Source organism: Vibrio sp. SCSIO 43009 (assembly GCF_023716525.1).
GTDB lineage: Bacteria > Pseudomonadota > Gammaproteobacteria > Enterobacterales > Vibrionaceae > Vibrio > Vibrio alginolyticus.
In genome coordinates this window covers 1,649,307-1,672,524 of the sequence record NZ_CP071842.1, presented here as the reverse complement: position 1 = coordinate 1,672,524, position 23,218 = coordinate 1,649,307, and the positions used below count along the sequence as shown (strand labels likewise).

Here is a 23,218-nt window from a genome sequence, read left to right as displayed (position 1 = left end):
CATGGGGTTAATGGTGAGTCGTTTGTTTGCTTCATGTTCTATGTTCTGAGGTAGCCTTTGCCTCTCATGCTTGATAAGAAGAAGTTTAGAGCCAACGCTAAAGATAGTAATACAATTCCTAATGCAACTCCTTGCGCAAAAGCACCTTTGCTGCTTTCCATTGCGATAGCGGTCGGAATATTGCGCGTTACGCCCATAATGTTTCCGCCCACCATCATTGAGCAGCCCACCTCGGTTACGATACGTGAGAACCCTGCAATGATAGCTGCGAGTAGAGGAAAGCGGGTTTCCCAAATCATCGTAGCGGCCACGCGCGGAATGGAGACGCCTAGGGTGATGGCGGTTTCCACTGCGCGACGGTCGCTAGATTGCAATGCGCCATGCATCATCGATACCAAAACAGGGAAGCAGATCACCATTTGGCCGAAGATCATCGCCTTCTGAGTGAACAGCATTTGCCAGTCTCCCCAAGGGCCAGCGCGTGATAGCAACATATACAGCAAAAGACCAATCACGACGGTAGGAACCGCTTGCAGCGTATTCACGATCGACAGCAAAAACCATTTACCGCGAAAGTCGGTATACGCCAGTACAAAGGACATCAAAATAGCCGGCAATACCACTAAGGATATTGCCGTGATAGAAACACTAAAGGAGACCGCGACGATCTCCCATAGGTCTGCATCAAAATTCACCAGCAAGCGAAGCGCTTCCAGTGTTGTATCAGCAAGATTCATATTGCGTTATTTGCTCTCAGCATTCGCAACAAACAGTTGTTTACCGTTCAGGCGGAAACCATTGATAAGTTCCTGACCGCGAGGGTTCACCAACCAATCACTGAAAGCTTTCGCGCCTTGGTAGTTGATTGTTGGGTAACGCTCAGGGTTAACAAGAATAACTTGGTATGGGTTAAACAGTTTTTCATCGCCTTGGAACAGAATTTCTAGATCCAATTTGTTTTGGTAAGCCAACCATGTACCGCGGTCTGACATTGTGTAGCCTTGCATTTCAGACGCCATGTTCAGAGTTGGGCCCATACCTTGACCTACGCTGCGGTAACCGCCAAAGTTTGGTTCGATTTTAGTTTGAGCCCAAAAGCCCATTTCTTTTTTGTGCGTACCAGAATCATCGCCGCGAGAGATGAACGTTGCGTTTTTGTTCGCGATCTCTTTGAACACATCTAACACGCTTTCGTCATCTTTGATTTTTGCTGGATCTGCTTTAGGGCCAACAATCACAAAGTCGTTGTACATTAGCTTGCGAGGTAAAACGCCGTAGCCTTTCTCAACAAATGCGCCTTCAGCTTTTGGTGCATGTGTCATCACCAAATCTACGTCACCGTTTTCGCCCATTTTTAAGGCTTTACCCGTACCTGCAGCAATAACATCGACTTTGTAGCCCGTGTCTTTTTCAAATTGTGGAAGCAGGTAATCAAGTAAACCTGAATGGTAGGTACTGGTTGTGGTTGCAAGGCGAATGTGTTCTCCGTCTTGAGCAGAAAACGCAGAGTAACTTACAAGCGTGATTGACGTTGCAGCCAGAGTTAGCGCAATTTTTTTCATTTTTATGTGTTCCTTTCCAATGATTCTTTGGAATCTCTCCAGGTTTTAGGGAGAAGCCTTTTTGGACGAGAGCGATTAGCGTAATACGCAAGTTGTCTTAGGGTGTTGGAATAAGCAAACATCAACATCCTGAGATCACTTAAATGCGCTCCGTATCCACCTTATAGCAAACAAGATGCCAACCTTTTACAAGCTTAAAGTGCTTGGTTTATGCACTAAATCATGGGGTTATTTGCATAAAAGTTTGCGTTGGTACAAAATGTCGCACTTTTTGTAGGGTATCTCTGTTTAAACTTGGTACACTCTGTCCCATCGAAATCCATCTGGGGTAAATATGTCTACTCAATCCCATCTTAGTACAAACCAACAATATAGCGCCTTTTCCGTACTGGTCGTCGATGATGAATTAGGCATGCAAGCCATCTTGAAAAAGGCATTGGGTAAGCTTTTTTCACATGTCGATACAGCTGGTAGCATCGAAGAAGCAGAACAACTGCGTAATTCTCGACATTATGATCTGATCTTACTGGATATTAATCTGCCAGGGCGTTCTGGAATTGAGTGGGAAGAAGCGTTTGAAGATGATGACAAACGTGCCGATGTGATTTTTATGACGGGTTATGCGGATTTAGAAATTGCCATTCGAGCGCTACAGCTCGGTGCTTCCGACTTTATCCTCAAACCATTCAACCTTGAGCAGATGTTAAAAGCGGTCAGTCGCTGTATGGATCGCCGTTTGAACGAACGCATGCAGTACGCCATGACACGCGATTACCAACGTCACAATACCTCAGAGATCATCGGCGGCTCAGAAAAAACGCGTCTGCTTAAGCAACTTATTAACCAATTTGCACCATCACGCGCTTCTGTTTTGGTGGAAGGTGAGTCGGGTACGGGTAAAGAACTAGTTGCACGAGGTATCCACCAGGCGAGTGGGCGAACGGGCCCGTTTGTGCCAATCAACTGCGGCGCGATTGCACCAGAGCTTTTAGAAAGTGAGTTGTTTGGTCATACATCGGGCGCGTTTACCGGTGCAAAAAAATCGCGTGAAGGTTTGTTCCGTGTTGCGAACGGTGGCACCTTATTTCTTGACGAAATCGGGGAGATGCCACTTGCAATGCAGGCATCATTATTACGTGTGTTAGAGCAGCGTACGATTCGCCCTGTCGGTTCAGAAAGAGAGATCAGTATTGATGTCCGTATCGTAGCGGCAACCAACCGAAACCTGCAAGAAGAGGTCAATCAAGGTAATTTCCGCAGTGACCTCTATTACCGTTTAAACGTTCTGAAAATTGAAGTGTGTCCGCTGCGAGAGCGCAAAACCGACTTATTTGAGTTGGTGCCATTTTTCAGCAACATGCTGACGCGCGAGCTCGGTATGCCTGCGCCAAAATGGGCGCACGAGGACATGGAAGCCATGAGTGAGTACGATTGGCCGGGAAACATTCGTGAGCTGAAAAACTTGATTGAGCGTTGTATCTTGCTTGGCAAACCACCTGCACACTATTGGCGAGAGCTGAATGGCGGGCATTCACTGCCTAATGTATCGATTACTGTTTCTCACTCAGCTGAGTTACCAACCTTTAAAGAAGGCAAAGAATTTACTGGCGAGGGCTATCCAAACAGCTGGACGTTAAAAGAAGTCGAGAAAGCACATATTAAACAAGTCGTTAACTTGCACGAAGGCAACAAATCAGCCGCTGCTCGCGACTTGGGCGTAGCTCGCAAGACCTTAGAACGTAAATACAAAGAATGGGATTCTGAAGATGAGGAATATGCCGACTAACGGCCCACAGCACAAAGGATTGTCAAAATGGACGCACCGTTTTAAAACCATGGTGCGTTATCGTTTGTTATTCTTAACCTCTGCGCCGATTTTCCTCACGTTGTTAGCTCTGATCGGCATTACCATTTATTGGTCTATTCATTACACGTGGCAAAATGCGCTGCTTGATGTCTCGGAACGTCTTGGTGTTGCAAATAACAGTGTAACGTTGTTACAGCAAAAGCAAGCCAATTACGTGCGGGCGTTTGCCGATTCGTACGATTTCCGTATTCGCATTAATCAAGGAACGCCACAAGGTGACCTGCAAAAGTGGGTCACAGAGCAGAAGAAAAGATATGCTTTAGATTTTCTCTCTTTCCAACGCGTTAATTCCATGGAAAACAAATTCCGCTTTATGGATCTCACCAAGCGCGAATCGTTTTTTGATGTACTTAATAAAGAAGAACTCGAACGCCTCGATCCTGAACTCGCCAAACGAGCAGAAGTGCCTATTCTTGCTGATGGTGACAGGGAGGCGCGTGGGTTAGTCAGTCGAACCGTGATTCCGGTATACAGCCAAGCGAACGATTTGATCGGCTTTCTGGATGGTGGTTTGCTCCTTAACAATAGTACAGTGCTGGTGGATCAAATCCGCGATCTCATATACTTAAGTGATAATGACCGCCTTCGCCCTGTGGGTACGTTGACTGTGTTTCTCGATGATTTGCGTGTGAGCACCAACGTTCCTTTAGACAGCGATCACAGGCTAGGGCGCGCCATAGGAACTCGCGTGAGCGCAGAAGTGTATAACCAAGTACTTTCTAAGGGTGAACAGTGGGTTGATCGCGCTTATGTGTATGACGCTTGGTATATTACGGCGTATCAACCAATCAAAGACCAATACGACAATGTTATTGGTATGCTTTATACCGGTTACCTAATGTGGCCATTCGTTAAAGCCTACATGACCAACATTGCCGAAATCAGCTTGATTACGGTTATGTTATTGCTGGTTTCTGGCGTGATGGTATATCGCGGTTCTTATGATCTGTTTCGACCGATCGAACGCATTCATAAAGTGGTGAAGCAGGTCCAACAAGGTAAAGAAAAACGGATTGGCCCGTTAGGATTAGATGCCGATCATGAACTTGCGCAGTTAGCCAGACAGTTTGATGATATGTTAGACGCGCTAGAAGAGCGCAAAATTGAACTGAAAAACTCCGCAGCTCAACTTGAATGCAAAGTTCAAGAGCGTACGGCAAGCCTGAGAGAAAAAACCCAAGATCTTGAACTGCATATTCAATTGCTCAACCAAACCCGCGACAAACTCGTTGTTCATGAAAAACTGGCAGCGCTGGGAGAACTCACCGCGGGGATTGCTCACGAAATTAATAACCCAACCGCCGTGATTCTTGGCAACGTAGAATTGATCCATTTTGAATTGGGTGACGATGCAAGTCGAGTACAAGAAGAAATTGATGCGATTCACGCGCAAATTGATCGTATCCGCAATATCACACGCAGTTTATTGCAATACAGTCGCCAAGGCGGTGTTCAAGATGAAATCACTTGGCAACATGTCAATCCTATCATTGATGAAAGCATCACCTTGGTTAAAACTGGCACCAAGAAACGCGACGTTGAGTTTGTGACTGACCTACAAGCGCATACGTCCGTTGAGATAAACCGTCACCACTTGCTACAAATCTTAGTTAATTTGCAAATGAACGCCATTCACGCAATGAGCGGTAAAGGAACATTAACAGTAGTCAGTGAAGACTGGATTGAAGAGGGCGAAGTGAAAGGAGCCGCGATTCATGTTATCGATGAGGGCTGCGGTATTAAACCAGAAAACTTGAGTCGAATCTTCTCGCCATTTTACACAACTAAACGAGAAGGCACAGGGTTAGGGCTATCGGTCTCCCAAAGTATTCTCAGCCAAACGGGTGGTGAGTTAAAAGCAGAGTCTGAATGGGGAACAGGCAGTAAATTCAGTATTTATTTACCTAAAAAAGCCGAACTGATCCTAGAGGTGACGAACATCGCTTAGTCACTTTTTTGAAGTATTAATGGAAAAAGAGCCACTGACGATAGTGGCTCTTTTTTGTATTTAATGACGCATTTATGTTTACGCTTTTGCTTCTTAGAAACCTTACAATGATTTCACTTGGAGTGAATTAATAAAAACAACACTTGCAGTATGTAGCATGAACAAGTACCGTTGCCCGGTTTTTCTAAATACACCCCAATTGCTAAGGTAAAGGTTTTGATCTCCACAGCGAATATTACTCAACAATTCGGCGCTAAGCCGCTATTCGAAAACATTTCAGTTAAGTTCGGCGAAGGCAATCGCTACGGCTTAATTGGAGCTAACGGTTGTGGTAAATCAACCTTTATGAAGATCCTCAGCGGCGAGCTTGAGCAAACCAGCGGTAACGTAAGCTACGATCCAAACGAGCGCGTTGCAAAACTGAACCAGGACCAGTTCGCTTACGAAGAATTTACTGTAATCGATACCGTTATCATGGGGCATAAAGAGCTATGGGAAGTGAAGAAAGAGCGTGACCGCATCTACTCACTTGCTGAGATGAGCGAAGAAGACGGCATGAAAGTGGCTGACTTAGAAGTTCAGTTTGCTGAAATGGACGGCTACATGGCAGAAGCCAAAGCGGGCGAGCTTCTTCTTGCTGTAGGTATCCCAATGGAGCAACACTTCGGTCTAATGAGTGAAGTAGCACCAGGTTGGAAACTTCGTGTACTTCTAGCGCAGGTTCTATTCGCAGACCCAGATGTGATGCTTCTTGACGAACCTACCAACAACTTGGACATGGACACAATCCGTTGGTTGGAAGACACGCTAAACGCGCGTAACTGCACAATGATCATCATTTCGCACGACCGTCACTTCCTAAACTCAGTATGTACACACATGGCTGACTTGGACTACGGTGAACTACGCGTTTACCCTGGTAACTACGACGAGTACATGACGGCGGCTTCTCAAGCTCGCGAACGTCTACTAAACGACAACGCGAAGAAGAAAGCACAAATCGCTGAGCTACAAACGTTCGTTGCGCGTTTCTCTGCAAACGCATCGAAAGCAAAACAAGCGACATCTCGTGCGAAGCAAATCGACAAGATCAAATTGGACGAAGTGAAAGCGTCTAGCCGTCAAAACCCATTCATTCGTTTTGAACAGTCTAAAGAGCTGTTCCGTAACGCTCTGATTGTAGAAAACCTGAGCCAAGGTTTTGAAGAGGACTTGTTCTCAGACTTCAATGCAATTTTTGAAGTGGGAGAGCGCGTTGCGATCATCGGTGAAAATGGTGTGGGTAAAACAACACTTCTAAACACGCTTGCTGGTGTACTTGAACCGCGTGCTGGTGAGTTCAAATGGTCTGAAAATGCAAACATCGGTTACTACGCGCAAGACCACGCGCATGACTTTGCAGAAGACATGAACCTAACGGATTGGATGGGTCAATGGCGTCAAGAAGGTGATGACGAGCAAGTCGTTCGTGGTTTCCTTGGTCGTATGCTATTTGGTCAAGATGACATTAAGAAGTCAGTAAAAGTACTGTCTGGTGGTGAGCAAGGTCGTATGCTGCTTGGTAAGCTAATGATGCACAAGCCAAACATGCTGCTAATGGACGAACCAACCAACCACATGGACATGGAATCGATCGAATCTTTGAACACGGCGCTTGAGCAATACAAAGGCACGTTGTTCTTCGTCTCTCACGACCGTGTATTCGTAGACTCACTAGCAACGCGTATTATCGAAATCCGCGATGGTAAAATCACAGACTTTAAAGGCACTTACTCTGAGTTCCTAAAATCTCGTGGCGTTGACGCGTAATTACTCGCAAAGCGTTTAAAAAGCAAAAGCCTCGCTATTTAGCGAGGCTTTTTTAATATTTGGCCTTAATCCTTAAACTGACCTGTTATATACGCATAGATTCCGACTACGCCAAAGGTAATAATCATAGAAAGCATGATACCGCTGGGCGTAAGCAGAAAATTCCACAATTGGTCATTATTCATAGTCCACATCCTCTGTGAATCCGCATTATTGGTTTTAGTTTACACTGAAAAGGTGTTATTGGTTGCCTTTTACATCAAATTCAACCTTGTCGGCTCCTGTAAAGACTTGGAAGCGCAAACCTTTCGCACGCGCAATGGTCGTAATACCAAATTGCTTCGCTAGATCTAACCCCATTTGAGTAACGCCAGAGCGAGAAAGCAGAACAGGAATGCCCATTTGAGCCACTTTAATCACCATCTCTGATGTAAGGCGACCAGTTGTGTAGAAAATTTTATCTTCACCTGTTTCTTCTTTGAGCCACATCTCACCTGCAAGTGTATCCACTGCGTTGTGACGGCCGACATCTTCCACAAATGACAACACCTCATTTCCTTTGCAAACCGCACAGCCGTGTACTGCGCCCGCTTTTTTGTAGGTGTCGTTGTAATGGGTTAACGCTTCCAGCGCAGAATAAATTTCTGACTGCTTAAGAGAAACTTGAGGCACTTGATAATTTTCAAGCTGCTTCATCACGTTGCCATACATAGTGCCTTGGCCACAACCTGAGGTGACGGTTTTCTTTTTCAGGGCGCCTTCTAAGTGTTCAGTGTTTTCTTTAGTAATCACCGCTGCGGAATGCGTTTCCCAGTCAATAATAACGGATTCGATCGCGGCTGGATCGGACAGGAAGCTTTGGTTTTTTAAATAACCGAGTACTAGTGCTTCTGGGCGCGAACCTAGCGTCATGAGCGTGACCACTTCTTTCCAGTTCAGCATGACCGTAAGAGGACGCTCGCAAGCGATTTGCTTCGTGAGCTTTTCGCCGTACTCGTCGTACACATCGACTTCAATGGTTTGCAGGGGATTTTCACTGGTTTTAATAATATTTGGTTTCAGCACAGTCGTGTCCTAGTGATTAAGAGCGTTAGGTTGCTACGCATTTTAGCTTTTTAAGTGGCTAGCAAATCTCATTCCAAAATAGCGGTTTCCACAGAAATTGCGAGGTTTTATGTCAACAATGCATTAAAACTGCGAGTTCGCAGTAATGACACATCAATACATTTGAGTTTCGTCTAGTTTGGTACTTATAGCCTGAGGGTGTATATAGACTAAGTTATATCAGCTTGGCGCGTTTATTGCTTCGAAGACAATAAAAATGGTCGAAAACGGGGGCAAAATGTCCTGTGTGTTTTCAGACCAAAAATAGAAAGACTGGGTGAGTTATGTCGGATAAGAAAGATTTCGAAAAAAATTACGAAAAGACTGAGGATACATGGCCAATCGGCGTAGAGCTTGTTGAGCATGAGATCAGTACAGGGATTTGGGTGACAACCCAATGGCAGTTGACAGGATTTGCGCTGAATCCGACGGAAGAGACTCCAGATGTTTGTCTGTTGCAATTACATAAAGACGAGCGTACAGACTACCGCTTTAACTTAAGCTCTCAGCAACCTAAACTCTTTTTAGTTATGGATAACGTCGAGTCTGGTGAAAAACCAGCGATACAGTTACTGACGGCTTCACAATCTGTTGCGGCGCAATATATGGATGGTGATAACCTTGTACTATCTAACGATATGCCGTTAGCCGTTCAGGCTTGGATGGAAGCCTTTATTGGTCGTCATGGTGAGTTGTTAGAAGTAAGACGCAAGAAACGCAAAGGAGCAGGCAGAGCAAATGGCAACTAGTTTTTTAAGCCGTTGGTCGAAACGTAAACTAGAAGAATCTTCCCAACATGCTGAAGAGATCACGCCGATAGCAGAGACGGAACAATCCGAAGATAGTGTCACAGCGCTTTCAAACGCTGACGAAAGCTTAGATACTTTGAACGTCAATGAGGATAGTCAGGCTCCAGACATTACCGCGAGTGTAGAGACTGAAAAAACCGAAGAAATGTCTGTGGCGCAACTGCTGGTTTCTGAAGCTTCAGAAAGCGTTAAGAAAGCTGCGCTGCGCAAAATGTTCTTGTCCGAAGAATTTAACGTGCGTGACGGCCTAGACGATTACGATGATGATTACAGTAACTTAAAGTCACTTTCTCAAGACGTCGCTGAGACGCTGCGTGATTGGGTTAAAGATAAAGTGGAAGACGAACCAGACGCTGAAACTGCGCAAGGGTCTGAGCTTAACGCTAACGATATCGCATCTGAGGTAGTTGAAGACGCAGAGTCAAACACCGACAAAAGTGGCCAAATTACTCAAGATGAAAATGAACTGTATATAAATACAGTATCTGGCGAAAGTGATACTTTTGCTGAAGAATCACAGCCTAACGAGGTGAGACAAAATGTACCACACAAATAATAGGTACATTTTGACTAAACACTCAATGAGCCGGCTGAGACAAAATGTCTCAACCGGTTTTTTTATCCCTACTATTTGTCAGTAAAATTGATAACCTATTGATTTTCAGTTGATATTTTATTGGCATGACACTTGCTATTTGTTGCTCAATACCAATCTGGTTGAAGTTAGTACGGACGCACTGCGTAGTATTCATCGCCTATAGACGGCGGAATAAGAATTCTCATTGATAAGTTAATCAGCAGAATCTCCGGCGCTAACTACACTAAGAGATGGAAAAGACTATCCATGTTCATAAATGGAATTGAGCAATGCTGAAACAATTATTAGAACAAGCAACTTCCAATAACGGTAAAGCGAGGCTGTACGCTTTCGAAAATACCGTAGAGTTGACCAATCTTATTCCACCAACCGTAAGCTATGAAAGCGGCGGTAATACTTTGATTGTGGGCCCAACAGCAATCATCGAAAGTGCGGCAGCGCAATTGTCGCAAATGAACAGCCTAACGCTGCTTTCTACCGATGGCGAAAAGGGCACAAATCCCGAGCTTTATTACGCCAATTCGGTTCAGGTTTCAGGGTTCTTAGGTACGTTTGAAGTTCTGATTGAAAATCATGGTTCGACCAACAATCTTGCCAAGGTCGCGATCAATAGCGATTGTTTCGATATCGTACTCGATCTTTGCCTTAACAGCTGCATGTCGGAAGAAGTCCCAGTACCGGGCTACTACCCAGTAGGTCGTGGCTATCCGAAACTGGCTGAAGCGTTGGAAGAGATTCCAACCTTAATGGGGACGTTCGATAAACCGAAATTCTTCCGTTTAGATACCGATTTATGTGCACACAGCTCTCGTGGCGTAAAAGGTTGCGAACGGTGTGTGGATGCTTGTCCGGCAGGGGCACTATCGAGTGAAGGCAGCGACAGAACGGGCCATCGCATCGAGATCAATCCATACCTATGTCAAGGCGTGGGTACTTGTGCTACAGCGTGTCCGACAGAAGCGATTCATTACGCACTGCCAAACCCTGAAGATACGCAAAAGTTTATTGAACGTACGCTCGCCAACTATGAGCAAGCGGGTGGTTTAGATCCTATCGTATTGATTTGTAGTTCTCGCCACGAGAGCTACAACGTGATGGCACTAAAAGCACTGCCAGATAATGTGATTCCAATTGTGGTGGAAGAACTGCCTTCGGTTGGTATTGATACTTGGTTCGCCGCGCTTGTGAATGGTGCTACTCAGGTGCTGTTTACGGCTTCACGTTTTATGCCTCAAACCATTATTCGTGTGCTTAATAGCGAAGTAGGTATTGCTCAAGAGCTGCTCGGTCAGCTTGGTATCGCCAAAGAAACCATCGACATTCTGTATCTAGAGTCACTACGTGAAGGTGCTCCGACACTTTGTACCGAGTCTTTTGATTTGGCATTAGGAGACTTGCAAGGCAACAAACGTCAGCGTCTATTTACGGCGTTGGATGCGTTGTCGTCTTCTCGTATTCCAGTCGAGAACATTGTTGAGCTGCCAGCAAACGCGCCTTACGGCAATGTTTCTTGTGAGAGCAAAGATTGTACGTTGTGTATGAGCTGTGTGGCAGTTTGTCCTACACGTGCACTTCATACCGATGGTCAATCTCCGTCGCTTAAATTCGTCGAGCAAGACTGCATTCAATGTGGGCTGTGCGAGAAAGCGTGTCCAGAGAAAGTGCTGACGCTTACGCCTCGTATGAACTGGGTGAAAAAAGAGCGCCAAAAAGCGGTTGTGATTCACGAAGAAAAGGCAGCCGAGTGCATTCGTTGTCACAAGCCTTTTGCTCCGCAATCGATGATCGACATGCTACAAAATAAGTTACGCGGTCACTCTCATTTCTCTGATGAAGCGGCGATCAATCGTATCGCGATGTGTGAAGACTGCCGTGTGATCGACATGTTTGAGTCGATGGCAGAAGACCCAATGAAACAACTGAAATACTAGGAGCTCGCAGTGGACACACAACAAGAACAAACACTGAGAACAGACATTTATCTCGTTTTATCCGCACTTTTTCGTAGTGCGCCTAGTGATGAAATGCTGGCGTTCCTGAAATCGCTAGAAATTGAGCCGTCTGAGAGCGCGATGCAAAAAGCTTGGCTCGCACTGCAACAAGCCGCGAACGAAGCGCAGCGAGAAGCGTTAGAAGAAGAATATCAAGATCTGTTTATTGGCATTGGACGTGGTGAAGTTGTGCCATTCGGATCTTGGCATCGCACTGGCTCGATGATGGAAAAACCGTTAGCGGAAATTCGTCGCGATTTGGATCTTTTAGGCATCGAACGAGAAGAGAACGTGAAAGAGCCTGAAGACCATATTTCTGCACTGTGCGAAGTTATGGCAATGCTGACAGGTGAAGAGAAAGAACTTCAACAAGCGGTGTTTAACAAACACATTGCCCCTTGGTTCCAATCTTTTACGCGCCAACTAGAGAGCGCCGAAAGCGTGAACTTCTACAAGCCAGCTGCACAGCTTTGCGATGCATTTTTAACGTTAGAGCAAGTCCGCTTTAGCGTGAACACCAAAAGCAGTAAGAACAAATTAAAAATTGATGTGAAAAACGTCACTGATTACGAGTAATCGAGCAGTACTTGGTCATATCGATAGAGAGGCATGAGTCTCCAAAGATCTACCGTAAGGTAAGGAAGCAATGATGAAAGATAATAAAGAAATAAACACAAGCCGTAGGGATCTCCTAAAAGGCTTCACAACCGCTGCCGTTGCCGGTGCTGTTGTTGCGGGAACCACGAAAGTGGCCGTTGCTTCAGAAACGGTTGAGCCTTCTGAAAACGACGTGAAGAAGAAAGGGTATCGTGAAACTCAACACATTCGCGATTACTACGACACACTTTAGGAGATAACGGATGAAACTTGTCAAACGCTCCGACAGTGTGAGCAAAGAAACGAACCAGCTTGGCGTATCTCGTCGTGCATTCATGAAAAACACTTCGCTTGCCGCTGGTGGCGCAGTGGTTGGTGCTAGTCTATTCGCACCGGGAATGATGAAAAAAGCGCAAGCAAAATCAGTCGAGCCAGAAGCGAAAACAGAAGTAAAACGTACTATCTGTTCTCACTGTTCAGTCGGTTGTGGTATTTACGCAGAAGTTCAAAATGGTGTTTGGACGGGTCAAGAGCCTGCATTCGACCACCCATTTAACGCGGGTGGTCACTGTGCAAAAGGCGCAGCACTGCGTGAACATGGTCACGGTGAGCGCCGTCTTAAATACCCAATGAAGCTTGAAAACGGTAAGTGGAAAAAGCTTTCTTGGGATCAAGCGATCGAAGAAATCGGTAACAAGGTGATGGACATCCGCAAAGAGTCTGGCCCTGATTCGGTTTACTTCTTGGGAAGCGCAAAGCACAGCAACGAACAAGCGTACTTGTTCCGCAAAATGGCATCACTTTGGGGTACGAACAACGTTGACCACCAAGCGCGTATTTGTCACTCAACAACCGTGGCGGGTGTAGCGAACACTTGGGGTTACGGTGCGATGACCAACTCTTTCAATGACATGCACAACTGTAAGTCGATGCTATTCATTGGTTCAAACCCAGCTGAAGCACACCCAGTAGCGATGCAGCACATTCTGATCGCAAAAGAGAAGAACAACTGTAAGATCGTCGTAGCGGATCCTCGTCGTACACGTACGGCAGCAAAATCGGATCACTATGTATCACTTCGTCCTGGTTCTGACGTAGCATTCATTTGGGGTGTGTTGTGGCAAATCTTCGAAAACCAATGGGAAGATAAAGAGTTCATCCGTCAACGTGTATTCGGTATGGATGAGATCCGTGCTGAAGTGGCGAAATGGACGCCAGCAGAAGTTGAGCGCGTAACAGGCGTAAGCGAAGAAGACGTTTACCAAACAGCAAAACTGCTTTCTGAAAATCGCCCAGGCTGCATTGTTTGGTGTATGGGTGGTACTCAGCATACTACTGGTAACAACAACACACGTGCTTACTGTGTGCTTGAGCTAGCGCTTGGTAACATTGGTAAATCAGGCGGCGGTGCAAACATCTTCCGTGGTCACGATAACGTACAAGGCGCAACCGACCTTGGCGTACTTTCTGACACGCTACCTGGCTACTACGGCCTTTCTGAAGGCGCTTGGCGTCATTGGTCAAAAGTGTGGGAAATCGATTACGAATGGATCAAAGGTCGTTTCGATGACAACGCTTACAGCGGTCAGAAACCAATGCACAGTGCAGGTATTCCTGTATCTCGTTGGGTTGATGGTGTACTGGAAAACAAAGACAACATTCGTCAACGCGAAAACATCCGTGCAATGTTCTACTGGGGACACGCAGTGAACTCTCAAACACGTGGTGTTGAGATGAAAAAAGCGATGCAGAAGTTGGACATGATGGTGATTGTGGACCCATACCCAACGGTTGCTGCGGTAATGAACGACCGTACCGACGGGGTTTACCTGCTTCCTGCAACAACACAGTTTGAAACACACGGCAGCGTTACCGCATCTAACCGTTCTCTACAATGGCGTGATCAGGTGATTGAACCTTTGTTTGAATCAAAACCAGACCACGAAATCATGTACCTGCTTTCGAAGAAACTGGGCTATTCCGATCTTCTGTTCAAAAATATCCGTGTTGAAAACAACCAGCCGGTGATTGAAGACCTAACGCGTGAATTCAACAAAGGCATGTGGACGATTGGTTACACAGGCCAAAGCCCAGAGCGTTTGAAAGCGCACCAACAAAACTGGCATACGTTCCACAAAACCACATTGGAAGCGGAAGGTGGCCCTGTCAACGGTGAAACCTACGGTCTACCTTGGCCATGTTGGGGTACACCGGAAATGAAACACCCAGGCACACACATTCTATACGATACGTCTAAGACGGTTGCAGAAGGTGGCGGTAACTTCCGTACGCGCTTTGGTGTGGAATTCGAAGGCAAGAGCCTTCTTGCAGAAGACAGTTACTCGAAAGGCTGTGAAATCAAAGACGGTTACCCAGAATTCACTGACAAGTTGTTGAAACAACTTGGTTGGTGGGACGATCTAACGGCTGAAGAGAAAGTGGCAGCAGAGGGTAAAAACTGGAAGACTGACCTTTCTGGCGGTATTCAGCGTGTCGCGATCAAGCACGGTTGTATTCCATTTGGTAACGCGAAAGCGCGTGCGATTGTTTGGACGTTCCCAGACCGTGTGCCACTGCATCGTGAACCACTTTACACACCACGTCGTGACCTTGTAACGGATTACCCAACTTGGGAAGACAAAGATGCAATCTTCCGTGTTCCTACGTTGTATAAATCCATTCAAGAGCAAGACAAATCGGGCGAGTACCCAATCGTTCTGACTTCTGGCCGTCTGGTTGAATACGAAGGTGGTGGTGAAGAGACGCGTTCAAACCCTTGGCTTGCCGAGCTTCAACAAGAAATGTTTGTTGAAGTGAACCCGAAAGACGCGAACGATCTTGGCTTTAGAGATGGTGATGATGTTTGGGTTGAAGGTGCAGAGAAAGGACGAATCAAGGTGAAAGCGATGGTAACACGTCGTGTGAAACCTGGTTTGGCGTTCATTCCGTTCCACTTTGGCGGTAAGTTCGAAGGTGAAGACCTACGCCCTAAATACCCAGAAGGTACACAACCTTACGTTGTTGGCGAATCGGCTAACACGGCAACCACTTACGGTTACGACCCGGTTACCTTGATGCAGGAAACCAAAGTAACCCTATGTAACATTCGTAAAGCGTAAGGAGTCTGACAATGGCACGAATGAAATTTCTATGTGACACCAAACGCTGTATCGAGTGTAACGGCTGTGTTACTGCATGTAAGAACGAAAACGACGATGCGCTTGAATGGGGCATTCAACGTCGCCGCGTGGTAACACTAAACGACGGTGAAGCTGGTGAAAACTCTATCTCTGTTGCTTGTATGCACTGTACCGATGCGCCTTGTATGGCAGTTTGTCCAGCTGATTGTTTCGAACATACCGAAGACGGCATCGTTCTTCACAATAAAGATCTGTGTATCGGTTGTGGTTACTGTTTGTTTGCTTGTCCGTTTGGCGCACCTCAATTTCCTAAACAAGAGGCGTTTGGTGAACGTGGCAAAATGGATAAATGTACTTTCTGCGCGGGCGGCCCAGAAACAGAGCCTGGCTCTGAGGAAGAACGTCAAAAATACGGTGCGAACCGTATCGCAGAAGGCAAGTTACCGATGTGTGCATCGCTTTGTTCAACCAAAGCGCTGCTTGCGGGTGACGCAGAGAAAGTCTCTGACATTTTCCGTCAACGTGTGGTAGAACGCGGCGCGAAAAACGCAGGTTGGACAGACGGAAACGATCTTTCTTACGATGCGACGAAAAGCTAAGTAAGGAGAGGCACATGTTAAACACGCTTAAACGTGCATCTCTAGCAATGCTGTCAATGATGACAGCATTGCTGCTGACTTTCGCAATGCCTGCTTCAGCAGAGGAACAATCTTCTAAAGTTATTCAACAGGAGATCACGCAACTCGCCGGGGCAGACTATTGGCGCGAAGTCAGAGAGGGGCAAGAAGGCTACACCACGTCTCAATCGCCAGAACATGGCGTATTGATCAGTAAACCTGGTGAGACTTGGTACATTCTAAAAGAGAAATGGATGTCTCCAGCGGGTGCTGTCGCGATTTTCGGCAGTATTGCAATGGTAATCATGGCTTACGTATTCGTTGGTCCTTTGATGCTTAGCAAGCCGCGTACTGGTAAAAAAATGAAGCGTTGGTCTCGTTTAGACCGCGCGCTTCACTGGAGTATGGCGTTTACATTCTTAACGCTGGCATTCAGTGGTTTGATGCTGGTTTACGGTAAGCACTTCTTAAAACCGTACGTTCCTACTGAGTTCTGGGGCTTTATCGTCATGTTGGCGAAGCAGTACCACAATTACATGGGACCATTGTTCTTCATTTTACTGATGCTCGTGCTCTTTAAATGGTGGCGCAAGTCGATTCCAAACATGACAGATGTTCGTTGGTTTATGAAAATGGGCGGCATGGTTGGTAAACACAAAGGCACACATCCGTCAGCTGGTTTCTCAAACGGTGGTGAGAAGGCAATCTATTGGTTGTTAATCTTCTTTGGTGCTATCGCGGCAGTGAGTGGCTTAGTTCTGGACTTTCCTATCTTTGGCCAAACTCGCCGTGACATGGAGCTTTCTAACTTAGTTCATGCGATTTCGGCACTGATTCTAATCTGTGGCTTTATCTTCCACATCTATATTGGTCTATTCGGTATGGAAGGTGCGTTAGAAGGCATGGTGACTGGTGAAGTTGACGAGACATGGGCGAAAGAACACCACGATCTTTGGTATGAGGAAGTGAAGTCCAAAGAAGCAATGGGCGAAACAGATACGGCACAAACGGAAGTAAAAGGAGCGAAAGCGAATGAACAAACCTCATAACGGGATTTGGGTTGCGTACATCCTGAGCTGTCTGACCCCGTTTACGTTTCTGATCTCAGGCGTTATCGCAATTATCTATGCGGGTTACCGATTAGATAAGGGAGAAGACAGCGACGTAGTGATTTCTCATTACTACGGTTTAATTCGCACCTTCTTTCTCTACCTGACGTTTTTTGTTGTGTTGATCGTCACCGTCGCGACTTCTAACGGTGTACTCGTTGGCGTGAGTGATTATTGGTTGCATAGTACTTTGCTTGAAACCATCGCTTACTTTATTCCTTGGGTAGGGATGGTGTTTGCTGCATTAGCCATTTTGGTGTGGTTTATGCGAATGTTTCAAGGGATGCAGCAACTGCTCAATAACCAACCACACAGACCATCGACAGGTCCAAACCTTTAATCAGTATTCTTTAAGCAAAACCGCCGTAATAGGCGGTTTTTTTGTTGCTGTTTTGTCTCAAATATGAAGCGCTGAGTCGCAGTGGTGATACTTGATGCAACTTATTGAGTGAATTTACGTAACTGGGCAGAAAATCATAGTTAAGTAAGAAACATGTAAAAAAATCGCGTCACGATGAGACATTAGTCTCACTCACGCTATTGTTCATTTACTCAGGATTCATCGTCCCGTTAAAGTACGCTGCGCTCAGAAATTCAAAGAGTTGCATACGTGAAAATTGCCATCAATACATTCAGTCTACGCATACAGAGGAATCTCTATCGGAGGATGTTTGATTAAGGCATCTTGCTCTCACAAATAAAAAGAGCGAAACGAGCATTAAATGATGCGGCAAGGTAAGAAAAGGACAAACACGTTACGGCTATGATCCCTCAATTCGTCATTCCTATCACGAATCGCTTTGGTGAAAGTTATCACTTTTCTGGTCAGTTACTTACTAGCGGCGAACCTAAAACATTCGTGACCAAACAAGAGGCAATAGAGTTTCTTGAGAGCTTTGGTGAGCTTGACCTTCGCTCTGTCGAGGACTTGTTCTATACGATTGGTCAATTCAAGCCAAACATACCTGACGGTGAGCTTACTTCCCAACACTATAATTCAACGTTTGCCAATGCTTTGGTGAACGGTGACTTGCGTGTCGCTCGAATTGTACCTACCGGCGAAAACTACGCACTCTCGTCAGCGGTTACGCCTCCACCGACTCAAAATACCGTCAATGCAAAACCATCGAAGGGAAAGGGGAAGTCGAATAAAAAGAGTGGCAGAAGTGCCGCATCCGCCAAGCCTCAGCAACAAAGCAGCGAAAAACATGAGAAAGCCGGTGATCCTGTATCACTTGTGACGGGTGAAGAAATTCTCGAACTCTATGATATCGAGCTACAACAAGGTACTACTTGGCAGCGTACTTACCGCTCTTCGCAGTCGGATGTAAATCATGGAGTGGGCTTTGGTTGGCGACATGCATTTCAGTTTGAATTACGCGAAAAGACGAACGAGAAAGACAATGTTATCGCTTGGGAGTTTGTTGACGATAAGGCAGATATCACAGAATTTGAGCCAGTAGATATTGGAGCAACAAGTTATCAAATATACGCTGGTGCGAGCTGTTATTTCCTGAGCTCAACAACTCGGATTGTAACGCTCGCTAATGGGCATCAATATCGGTTTGAGCAAAAAGATGATCGCTGGCTTGTTAAACAAGTTAGAAATGGCACGTTTTCAACGTTTCAATTGCAGTATTCTCGAAACCATCGATTGATCGAGATCGCATATAACAAGCGTCCGGTTCTTGAATGTCAATATGATAAGCAAGGACGCCTTGTAGAACTGCTTAATGCAAAGTCCCAAAAAGTTCTGGCAACTTATACCTATGATGAGCACGATGATTTGGTCAGTGCAACTAATCATTTGGGCCTAAAGGAACAGTATCAATACCTCGGCCATTTAGTTATTAAGCGTGTACGACCAACTGGCTTTACTCATTATTTTGAATGGGATGGCGAAGGTGCAAAAGCGAAGTGCATCAGAAACGTTGGGGACGCAGGAATTTATGACTATCGCTTCCATTATCAGGGAAATCATTCTTCTTATTCTGACTCGTTAGATCATCAATGGTCTTTCTTGCATGACGAGCAGGGTAACTTACTCGAGAAAATAAGCCCCACAGGTAAAACTTGGCGATGGCAATATGATGAACTAGGACGAAAAGCACAAGCTATCTATCCTGATCAGTCAACGGTCAATTATCAATATAATCAGCATGGTCAATTAGTCTCTAAGTTTCATTCCTCTGGAAAAGAAATTCAATATGGTTATGACGGCTTAGGTAAGTTAGTTAAAACGGTTTCACCTGATGGGGATATCGAGAAGGCTTACTACAATAGCCTCGGTCAAAGAGTTTGGGATACCGATCAGTTCGGCTGTGTCACGGAATATGATTACGATAAACACGGTCAAGTCGTCAAAAAAGAGTCTGAAGATGGTAAGAAAAGTCAATGGTGGTGGGATGAACAACAAAGACTTATCGCGAATGAAATAGACGGTACATTACTTCGTTACAGCTACAACGAAGAAGATCTGGTGAATGGCGTTGCTTATCCCGATGGGTGTATTGCTCAACTCGCTTATGATCAATTTGGCAGGCGTACATCAGTTCGTTATTTTAACGACGAAGACAAAGTCGGTTATAGCGAAGAATATTCTTACGATGAGCACAGCCGTGTTGCTCAGATTCGAACGCCAGCAGGCATTACCTCGTATCAATGGGGAGCACTCGCGCAACAAGAAGCAGTCATCTTTCCCGATGGCAGCCATATTTCTTACGAATACGATCAACAACGTAACCTGACTAAATTAGTTCGGAGTGACGGCTTAGAATTCGAATTTATGTATGACGATGAAGGCCAGCTATCAGGAACTGTTGGGTTTGATAATCTACAAAGCCAATTTGATTATGACGATATGGGGCGGATCCATCGTAAGCAAGTCGCCGATAGGACTGTGCTGTATCGCTATGACGCTGCGGGTTATCTCAAGCACGTCAAAGCAGGAAATGGTAGCAGTATTGTAGAGAACCACTTCAATTATACGCTTGGTGGTCGACTTACTTTCGCATCCAATCGCCATCAAACATTGCAATACCAATACTCTTCATTCGGGCATTTAACAAAGCGCATTCAAGGTCAGTTTGAGATAGCGCAGGAGTTTAACAGAGTTGGCCAACGCGTATCTCAGGTACTGCCAGATAATACGGAGCTGAGCTTCTCTTATGATCGATATGGGCGTTTTTCAGCGATTCGATTTGGAAACCTAGATTTACCTCAAATCAAATTTCATTACGATGAAATGGGACGAGTTTCCCAAATTGAAACGGCACATTTTAATGAGCGCATCATTTATGATGGTGTTGGTCGTTTGGTCGAACAACATTGGCCTGATAGAGAGAAAAAGTACGTTTACAATGCGCAAAACCGTATTTCATCAATCATTGATAATACGGCAGGAGCAACGCACTATCAGTACGATGCCTTAGGGCAACTGAAACGAGTCAATGCTTCCGGAGAAGTGACTAAGTTTGAATACGATAGTTTTGGCAATCCTACTTTGCCAACTTCAGAGGTATTCGCTGATCGTATTGAAGTACACGATGGTGTCCGGTTCAAATATGACGCGCAAGGAAACCAGACAAAACGTGAGGGGCAAGGACAAGTTCAGACTCGAGTGTTTGATGCGTTAAATCAGCTCATTGAAGTTCACACCGACGATGGCATCAGTCAATATGAATATGATGCATTAGGGCGCAGGACGAAGAAAATTACACAACAAGGTGTTACGGAGTTCTTGTGGGAAGGGGAACGTTTAATTGGTGAACGCTCTTCATGTGCTTTCCGCTGGTACCTATATCAACCGGAAACCTACACGCCAGTGGCACTGCTAGAAAATGACGTTATTTATTGGTACCAGTGCGATCAAGTTGGTAAACCAGAGCGACTGATCGATTGCGAGGGGAATGTTGTATGGAGTGCCAGCTACGATGCTCATGGCTTTGCTCATGTACATATTGAAAAAGTAGTAAATCCACTGCGTTTTCAAGGGCAGTACTTCGATCAAGAAACCAACTTACACTACAACCTCGCTCGGTATTACGATCCTAAGCTAGGACGCTTTATCCAACAAGATCCGATATCTATTGCTGGTGGCATTAACCATTACCAATATGCAGTCAATCCTATCCAGTGGATTGATCCAACAGGTTTCCTTTGTGAAGAAGGGCTAAAACGCTTGGGTCAAATGTTGGCAGCGTATCAGGCGCAAAGCGATGTCCCCCAAGAGGTTTGCGATCAGATTTTAGAAGCTGCAAAAGAATCATCCGTCGGAGAAGATGGCGTTCGCTCGCAAGTCAAAATCCGAAAACCCAAAGGTAAAAATCATATTCGATATGAATACGATTTAGACCATATTGATTGCGAGAAGAACGAGATTACTTTTTATCGCCACATTAATCATTCTGACGGAAGCAAACATGAAGTGCAGTACGTAGTCGGGATAGAAGAGTTTGTTAATGCTCACGTGTTTGATTCAGAGAAGGTCGGTGGCGATAAGACCTGCACCATCTTCACCGAGGACCTAGTGCTGAATAAAGCGGATTACAAGGATAACTCAGAATTCGAATTCAATAATAAGGATGAGGATGAGAAATACAAACTTTCTGAAGAATGCAAACAAAAGGTTGATGAGTGTTTAGCAGAACGTCAAAAGGCAATGGATGCGCGTAGCGGCGAAGAAGGGCATAACGCCCAAATTGCTAAAATTAACCAGCAGTCAGCAAAAATTGGTGAGTTGGTCGCGGATGACTTTGTTCGGAATATACGCCCTAATGCTAAGTTGATCCATCCCAAAGACCTTGCAACTTCGGGATCGAAACCAGGTGATTTCGATATGGTGTACCTCTCAGATGATCCTGAAGAAATCATCATCGTCGAGGCTAAGGGTGGCAGCAGCCCGCTCGGCAGTCGTAAAATTGGAAATATGGCATATCAGCAAGGGACAACTGAATATACAGCAGCAATTATTGGTGAGATGTCTAAGCAAGAACAAGGTACAACGGAAAAGATTGCTGCAAATCACATCAAATCCGCTATCAAAGATGATATTCCGATTCGTTATATTCATACACAAGCAGAAATATCTTCAGATGGTAAAGTCTCGAAAATTAAAGCGAAAGAATTTGATATAGACATGGGAGAATTTGGAAATGTTTGATGCCAAGGAATTAAAAAAGATTGAGCGATTGGCTCATATTAGTCTAACTCAAGCGGCAATAGATGCTTACAGAGAAGAAGTAAAAGAGAACTTAGATAAACGAAAAAGGCGCATTGCGATAAAAAGAGAAAACTTGGTTTATTTGAGTGATGATGTGTCTGAGCAAATTCGCCTGTATACATGGCTACCTCCATTAAATGATGATGAGAGAACCGGCACACTATGTCTATATGAAGCATCATTAATGCGTGCATTTTATCATCAGCTCGCCATGAGACCTGACGAGCCTCAAAGTATTCAATTACCTGGATACCCGGAAGTAACCTGGAAAGGTGAAGGTATTTTAAAAACGGGGTGTTTACACCCTAACCGATGGCTTGATGCTTATTTCACTTCGGTGATCGTGCGTGACAGGCCAAGTATGGACGTATTGGCGAGCTTTCCGATTTCTCTGATGAAACAAAGTTCTACGAAGGCTGGTGAGCTTTCTTACATGCTGGTGGATGTGATTCAGTCATTCCACAACCGCACATCGGATTACCCCGATAAGCTAGTCGCAGCAATGGACGCTGCAGTTGCTCAGGGTGATGACTGGGCATTAGAAATCGCCATGGGCATTTTAGAAACCTTTGCCGCCCTGACAACCGATATTGATTATGACTTTGAAGAGGTACTCATTAAGAACCTGCAGTTCCAGGAGCAATATCAAATGCGCTTGGATGCTCCTAAAAAATTGATTTCAATCGAAACCTTCATCTCTTTCCCTCTGCTTGGCATGGCTTGTATGTGGTACGACAAAGGTAACTGTTTATCTGTTGAAACCGGTTGGCTTCCTCCTTATCTCGTTGAAGGGCGTTGGCTAGAAGATGTAAAAGTAGGGAAGATCACACGATAAATTATCATTTA

The 23,218-nt window shown here is 45.3% G+C and carries 17 protein-coding genes; 14 read left to right on the top strand and 3 right to left on the bottom strand.

What is annotated here, in order from left to right:
- Nucleotides 1-38 precede the first annotated feature (38 nt).
- Together J4N43_RS07935 and J4N43_RS07930 are read right to left on the bottom strand one after the other, a co-directional pair.
- Nucleotides 39-737 carry an ABC transporter permease gene (locus J4N43_RS07935; RefSeq protein ID WP_005396188.1) on the bottom strand — a complete coding sequence of 233 codons (699 nt, stop codon included), beginning with the start codon at nucleotides 735-737 and terminating at the stop codon, nucleotides 39-41.
- 6 nt (nucleotides 738-743) lie between these two features.
- Nucleotides 744-1,562 carry an ABC transporter substrate-binding protein gene (locus J4N43_RS07930; RefSeq protein ID WP_252094165.1) on the bottom strand — a complete coding sequence of 273 codons (819 nt, stop codon included), beginning with the start codon at nucleotides 1,560-1,562 and terminating at the stop codon, nucleotides 744-746.
- Between the two features lie 334 nt (nucleotides 1,563-1,896).
- Here J4N43_RS07930 and J4N43_RS07925 point away from each other — a divergent pair, with 334 nt between their 5' ends.
- From J4N43_RS07925 to J4N43_RS07915, 3 genes are all read left to right on the top strand, one after another.
- Nucleotides 1,897-3,348 carry a sigma-54-dependent transcriptional regulator gene (locus J4N43_RS07925; protein ID WP_025766656.1) on the top strand — a complete coding sequence of 484 codons (1,452 nt, stop codon included), beginning with the start codon at nucleotides 1,897-1,899 and terminating at the stop codon, nucleotides 3,346-3,348.
- Entirely contained in the window at nucleotides 3,338-5,377 is a 2,040-nt protein-coding gene (locus tag J4N43_RS07920) for a sensor histidine kinase (RefSeq protein ID WP_025766655.1), read from the top strand. Before J4N43_RS07925 ends, J4N43_RS07920 begins: the two co-directional genes overlap by 11 nt.
- A 216-nt stretch (nucleotides 5,378-5,593) precedes the next feature.
- The gene (locus tag J4N43_RS07915) at nucleotides 5,594-7,186 is read left to right on the top strand and encodes an ABC-F family ATPase (RefSeq protein ID WP_025766654.1); all 1,593 of its coding nucleotides are present in this window, start codon (nucleotides 5,594-5,596) and stop codon (nucleotides 7,184-7,186) included.
- Nucleotides 7,187-7,426: 240 nt separating this feature from the next.
- Here J4N43_RS07915 and J4N43_RS07910 read toward each other — a convergent pair whose 3' ends face one another.
- Nucleotides 7,427-8,251: a formate dehydrogenase accessory sulfurtransferase FdhD gene (locus tag J4N43_RS07910; RefSeq protein ID WP_005377552.1), complete on the bottom strand. Its 825-nt coding sequence runs from the start codon at nucleotides 8,249-8,251 to the stop codon at nucleotides 7,427-7,429.
- Nucleotides 8,252-8,574: 323 nt separating this feature from the next.
- On the opposite strand from J4N43_RS07910, the gene J4N43_RS07905 reads away from it, so the two are divergent.
- From J4N43_RS07905 to J4N43_RS07855, 11 genes are all read left to right on the top strand, one after another.
- Complete coding sequence (locus J4N43_RS07905) at nucleotides 8,575-9,039, top strand: DUF3305 domain-containing protein (RefSeq protein ID WP_005389514.1); 465 nt, start codon at nucleotides 8,575-8,577, stop codon at nucleotides 9,037-9,039.
- Nucleotides 9,029-9,655, top strand: coding sequence for a DUF3306 domain-containing protein (locus tag J4N43_RS07900; RefSeq protein ID WP_252094164.1), 627 nt, complete (start codon nucleotides 9,029-9,031; stop codon nucleotides 9,653-9,655). Before J4N43_RS07905 ends, J4N43_RS07900 begins: the two co-directional genes overlap by 11 nt.
- 311 nt (nucleotides 9,656-9,966) lie before the next feature.
- Nucleotides 9,967-11,628 (top strand): 4Fe-4S dicluster domain-containing protein, encoded by a 1,662-nt coding sequence (locus J4N43_RS07895; protein WP_053350547.1) that lies wholly within the window; start codon nucleotides 9,967-9,969, stop codon nucleotides 11,626-11,628.
- A 9-nt stretch (nucleotides 11,629-11,637) separates the two neighbouring features.
- On the top strand, nucleotides 11,638-12,264 hold the full coding sequence (locus J4N43_RS07890) for a TorD/DmsD family molecular chaperone (protein ID WP_053350546.1): 627 nt from the start codon (nucleotides 11,638-11,640) through the stop codon (nucleotides 12,262-12,264).
- A gap of 73 nt (nucleotides 12,265-12,337) precedes the next feature.
- A complete protein-coding gene (locus tag J4N43_RS07885) occupies nucleotides 12,338-12,538 on the top strand; it encodes a twin-arginine translocation signal domain-containing protein (protein ID WP_005377542.1) in 201 nt (66 codons plus the stop codon).
- A 10-nt stretch (nucleotides 12,539-12,548) separates the two neighbouring features.
- Nucleotides 12,549-15,404, top strand: a complete 2,856-nt coding sequence (locus J4N43_RS07880) for a formate dehydrogenase subunit alpha (RefSeq protein ID WP_053350545.1) — start codon at nucleotides 12,549-12,551, stop codon at nucleotides 15,402-15,404.
- An 11-nt stretch (nucleotides 15,405-15,415) separates the two neighbouring features.
- Nucleotides 15,416-16,024, top strand: a complete 609-nt coding sequence (gene fdh3B / locus J4N43_RS07875) for a formate dehydrogenase FDH3 subunit beta (protein ID WP_005377536.1) — start codon at nucleotides 15,416-15,418, stop codon at nucleotides 16,022-16,024.
- 14 nt (nucleotides 16,025-16,038) lie between these two features.
- A complete protein-coding gene (locus J4N43_RS07870) occupies nucleotides 16,039-17,091 on the top strand; it encodes a formate dehydrogenase subunit gamma (protein WP_005377534.1) in 1,053 nt (350 codons plus the stop codon).
- Nucleotides 17,075-17,491: a membrane protein gene (locus J4N43_RS07865; RefSeq protein ID WP_005377532.1), complete on the top strand. Its 417-nt coding sequence runs from the start codon at nucleotides 17,075-17,077 to the stop codon at nucleotides 17,489-17,491. Before J4N43_RS07870 ends, J4N43_RS07865 begins: the two co-directional genes overlap by 17 nt.
- A gap of 423 nt (nucleotides 17,492-17,914) precedes the next feature.
- Nucleotides 17,915-22,312: an RHS repeat-associated core domain-containing protein gene (locus J4N43_RS07860; RefSeq protein WP_252094163.1), complete on the top strand. Its 4,398-nt coding sequence runs from the start codon at nucleotides 17,915-17,917 to the stop codon at nucleotides 22,310-22,312.
- Nucleotides 22,305-23,207, top strand: coding sequence for an immunity 49 family protein (locus J4N43_RS07855; RefSeq protein ID WP_053350543.1), 903 nt, complete (start codon nucleotides 22,305-22,307; stop codon nucleotides 23,205-23,207). Before J4N43_RS07860 ends, J4N43_RS07855 begins: the two co-directional genes overlap by 8 nt.
- Nucleotides 23,208-23,218: the final 11 nt, after the last annotated feature.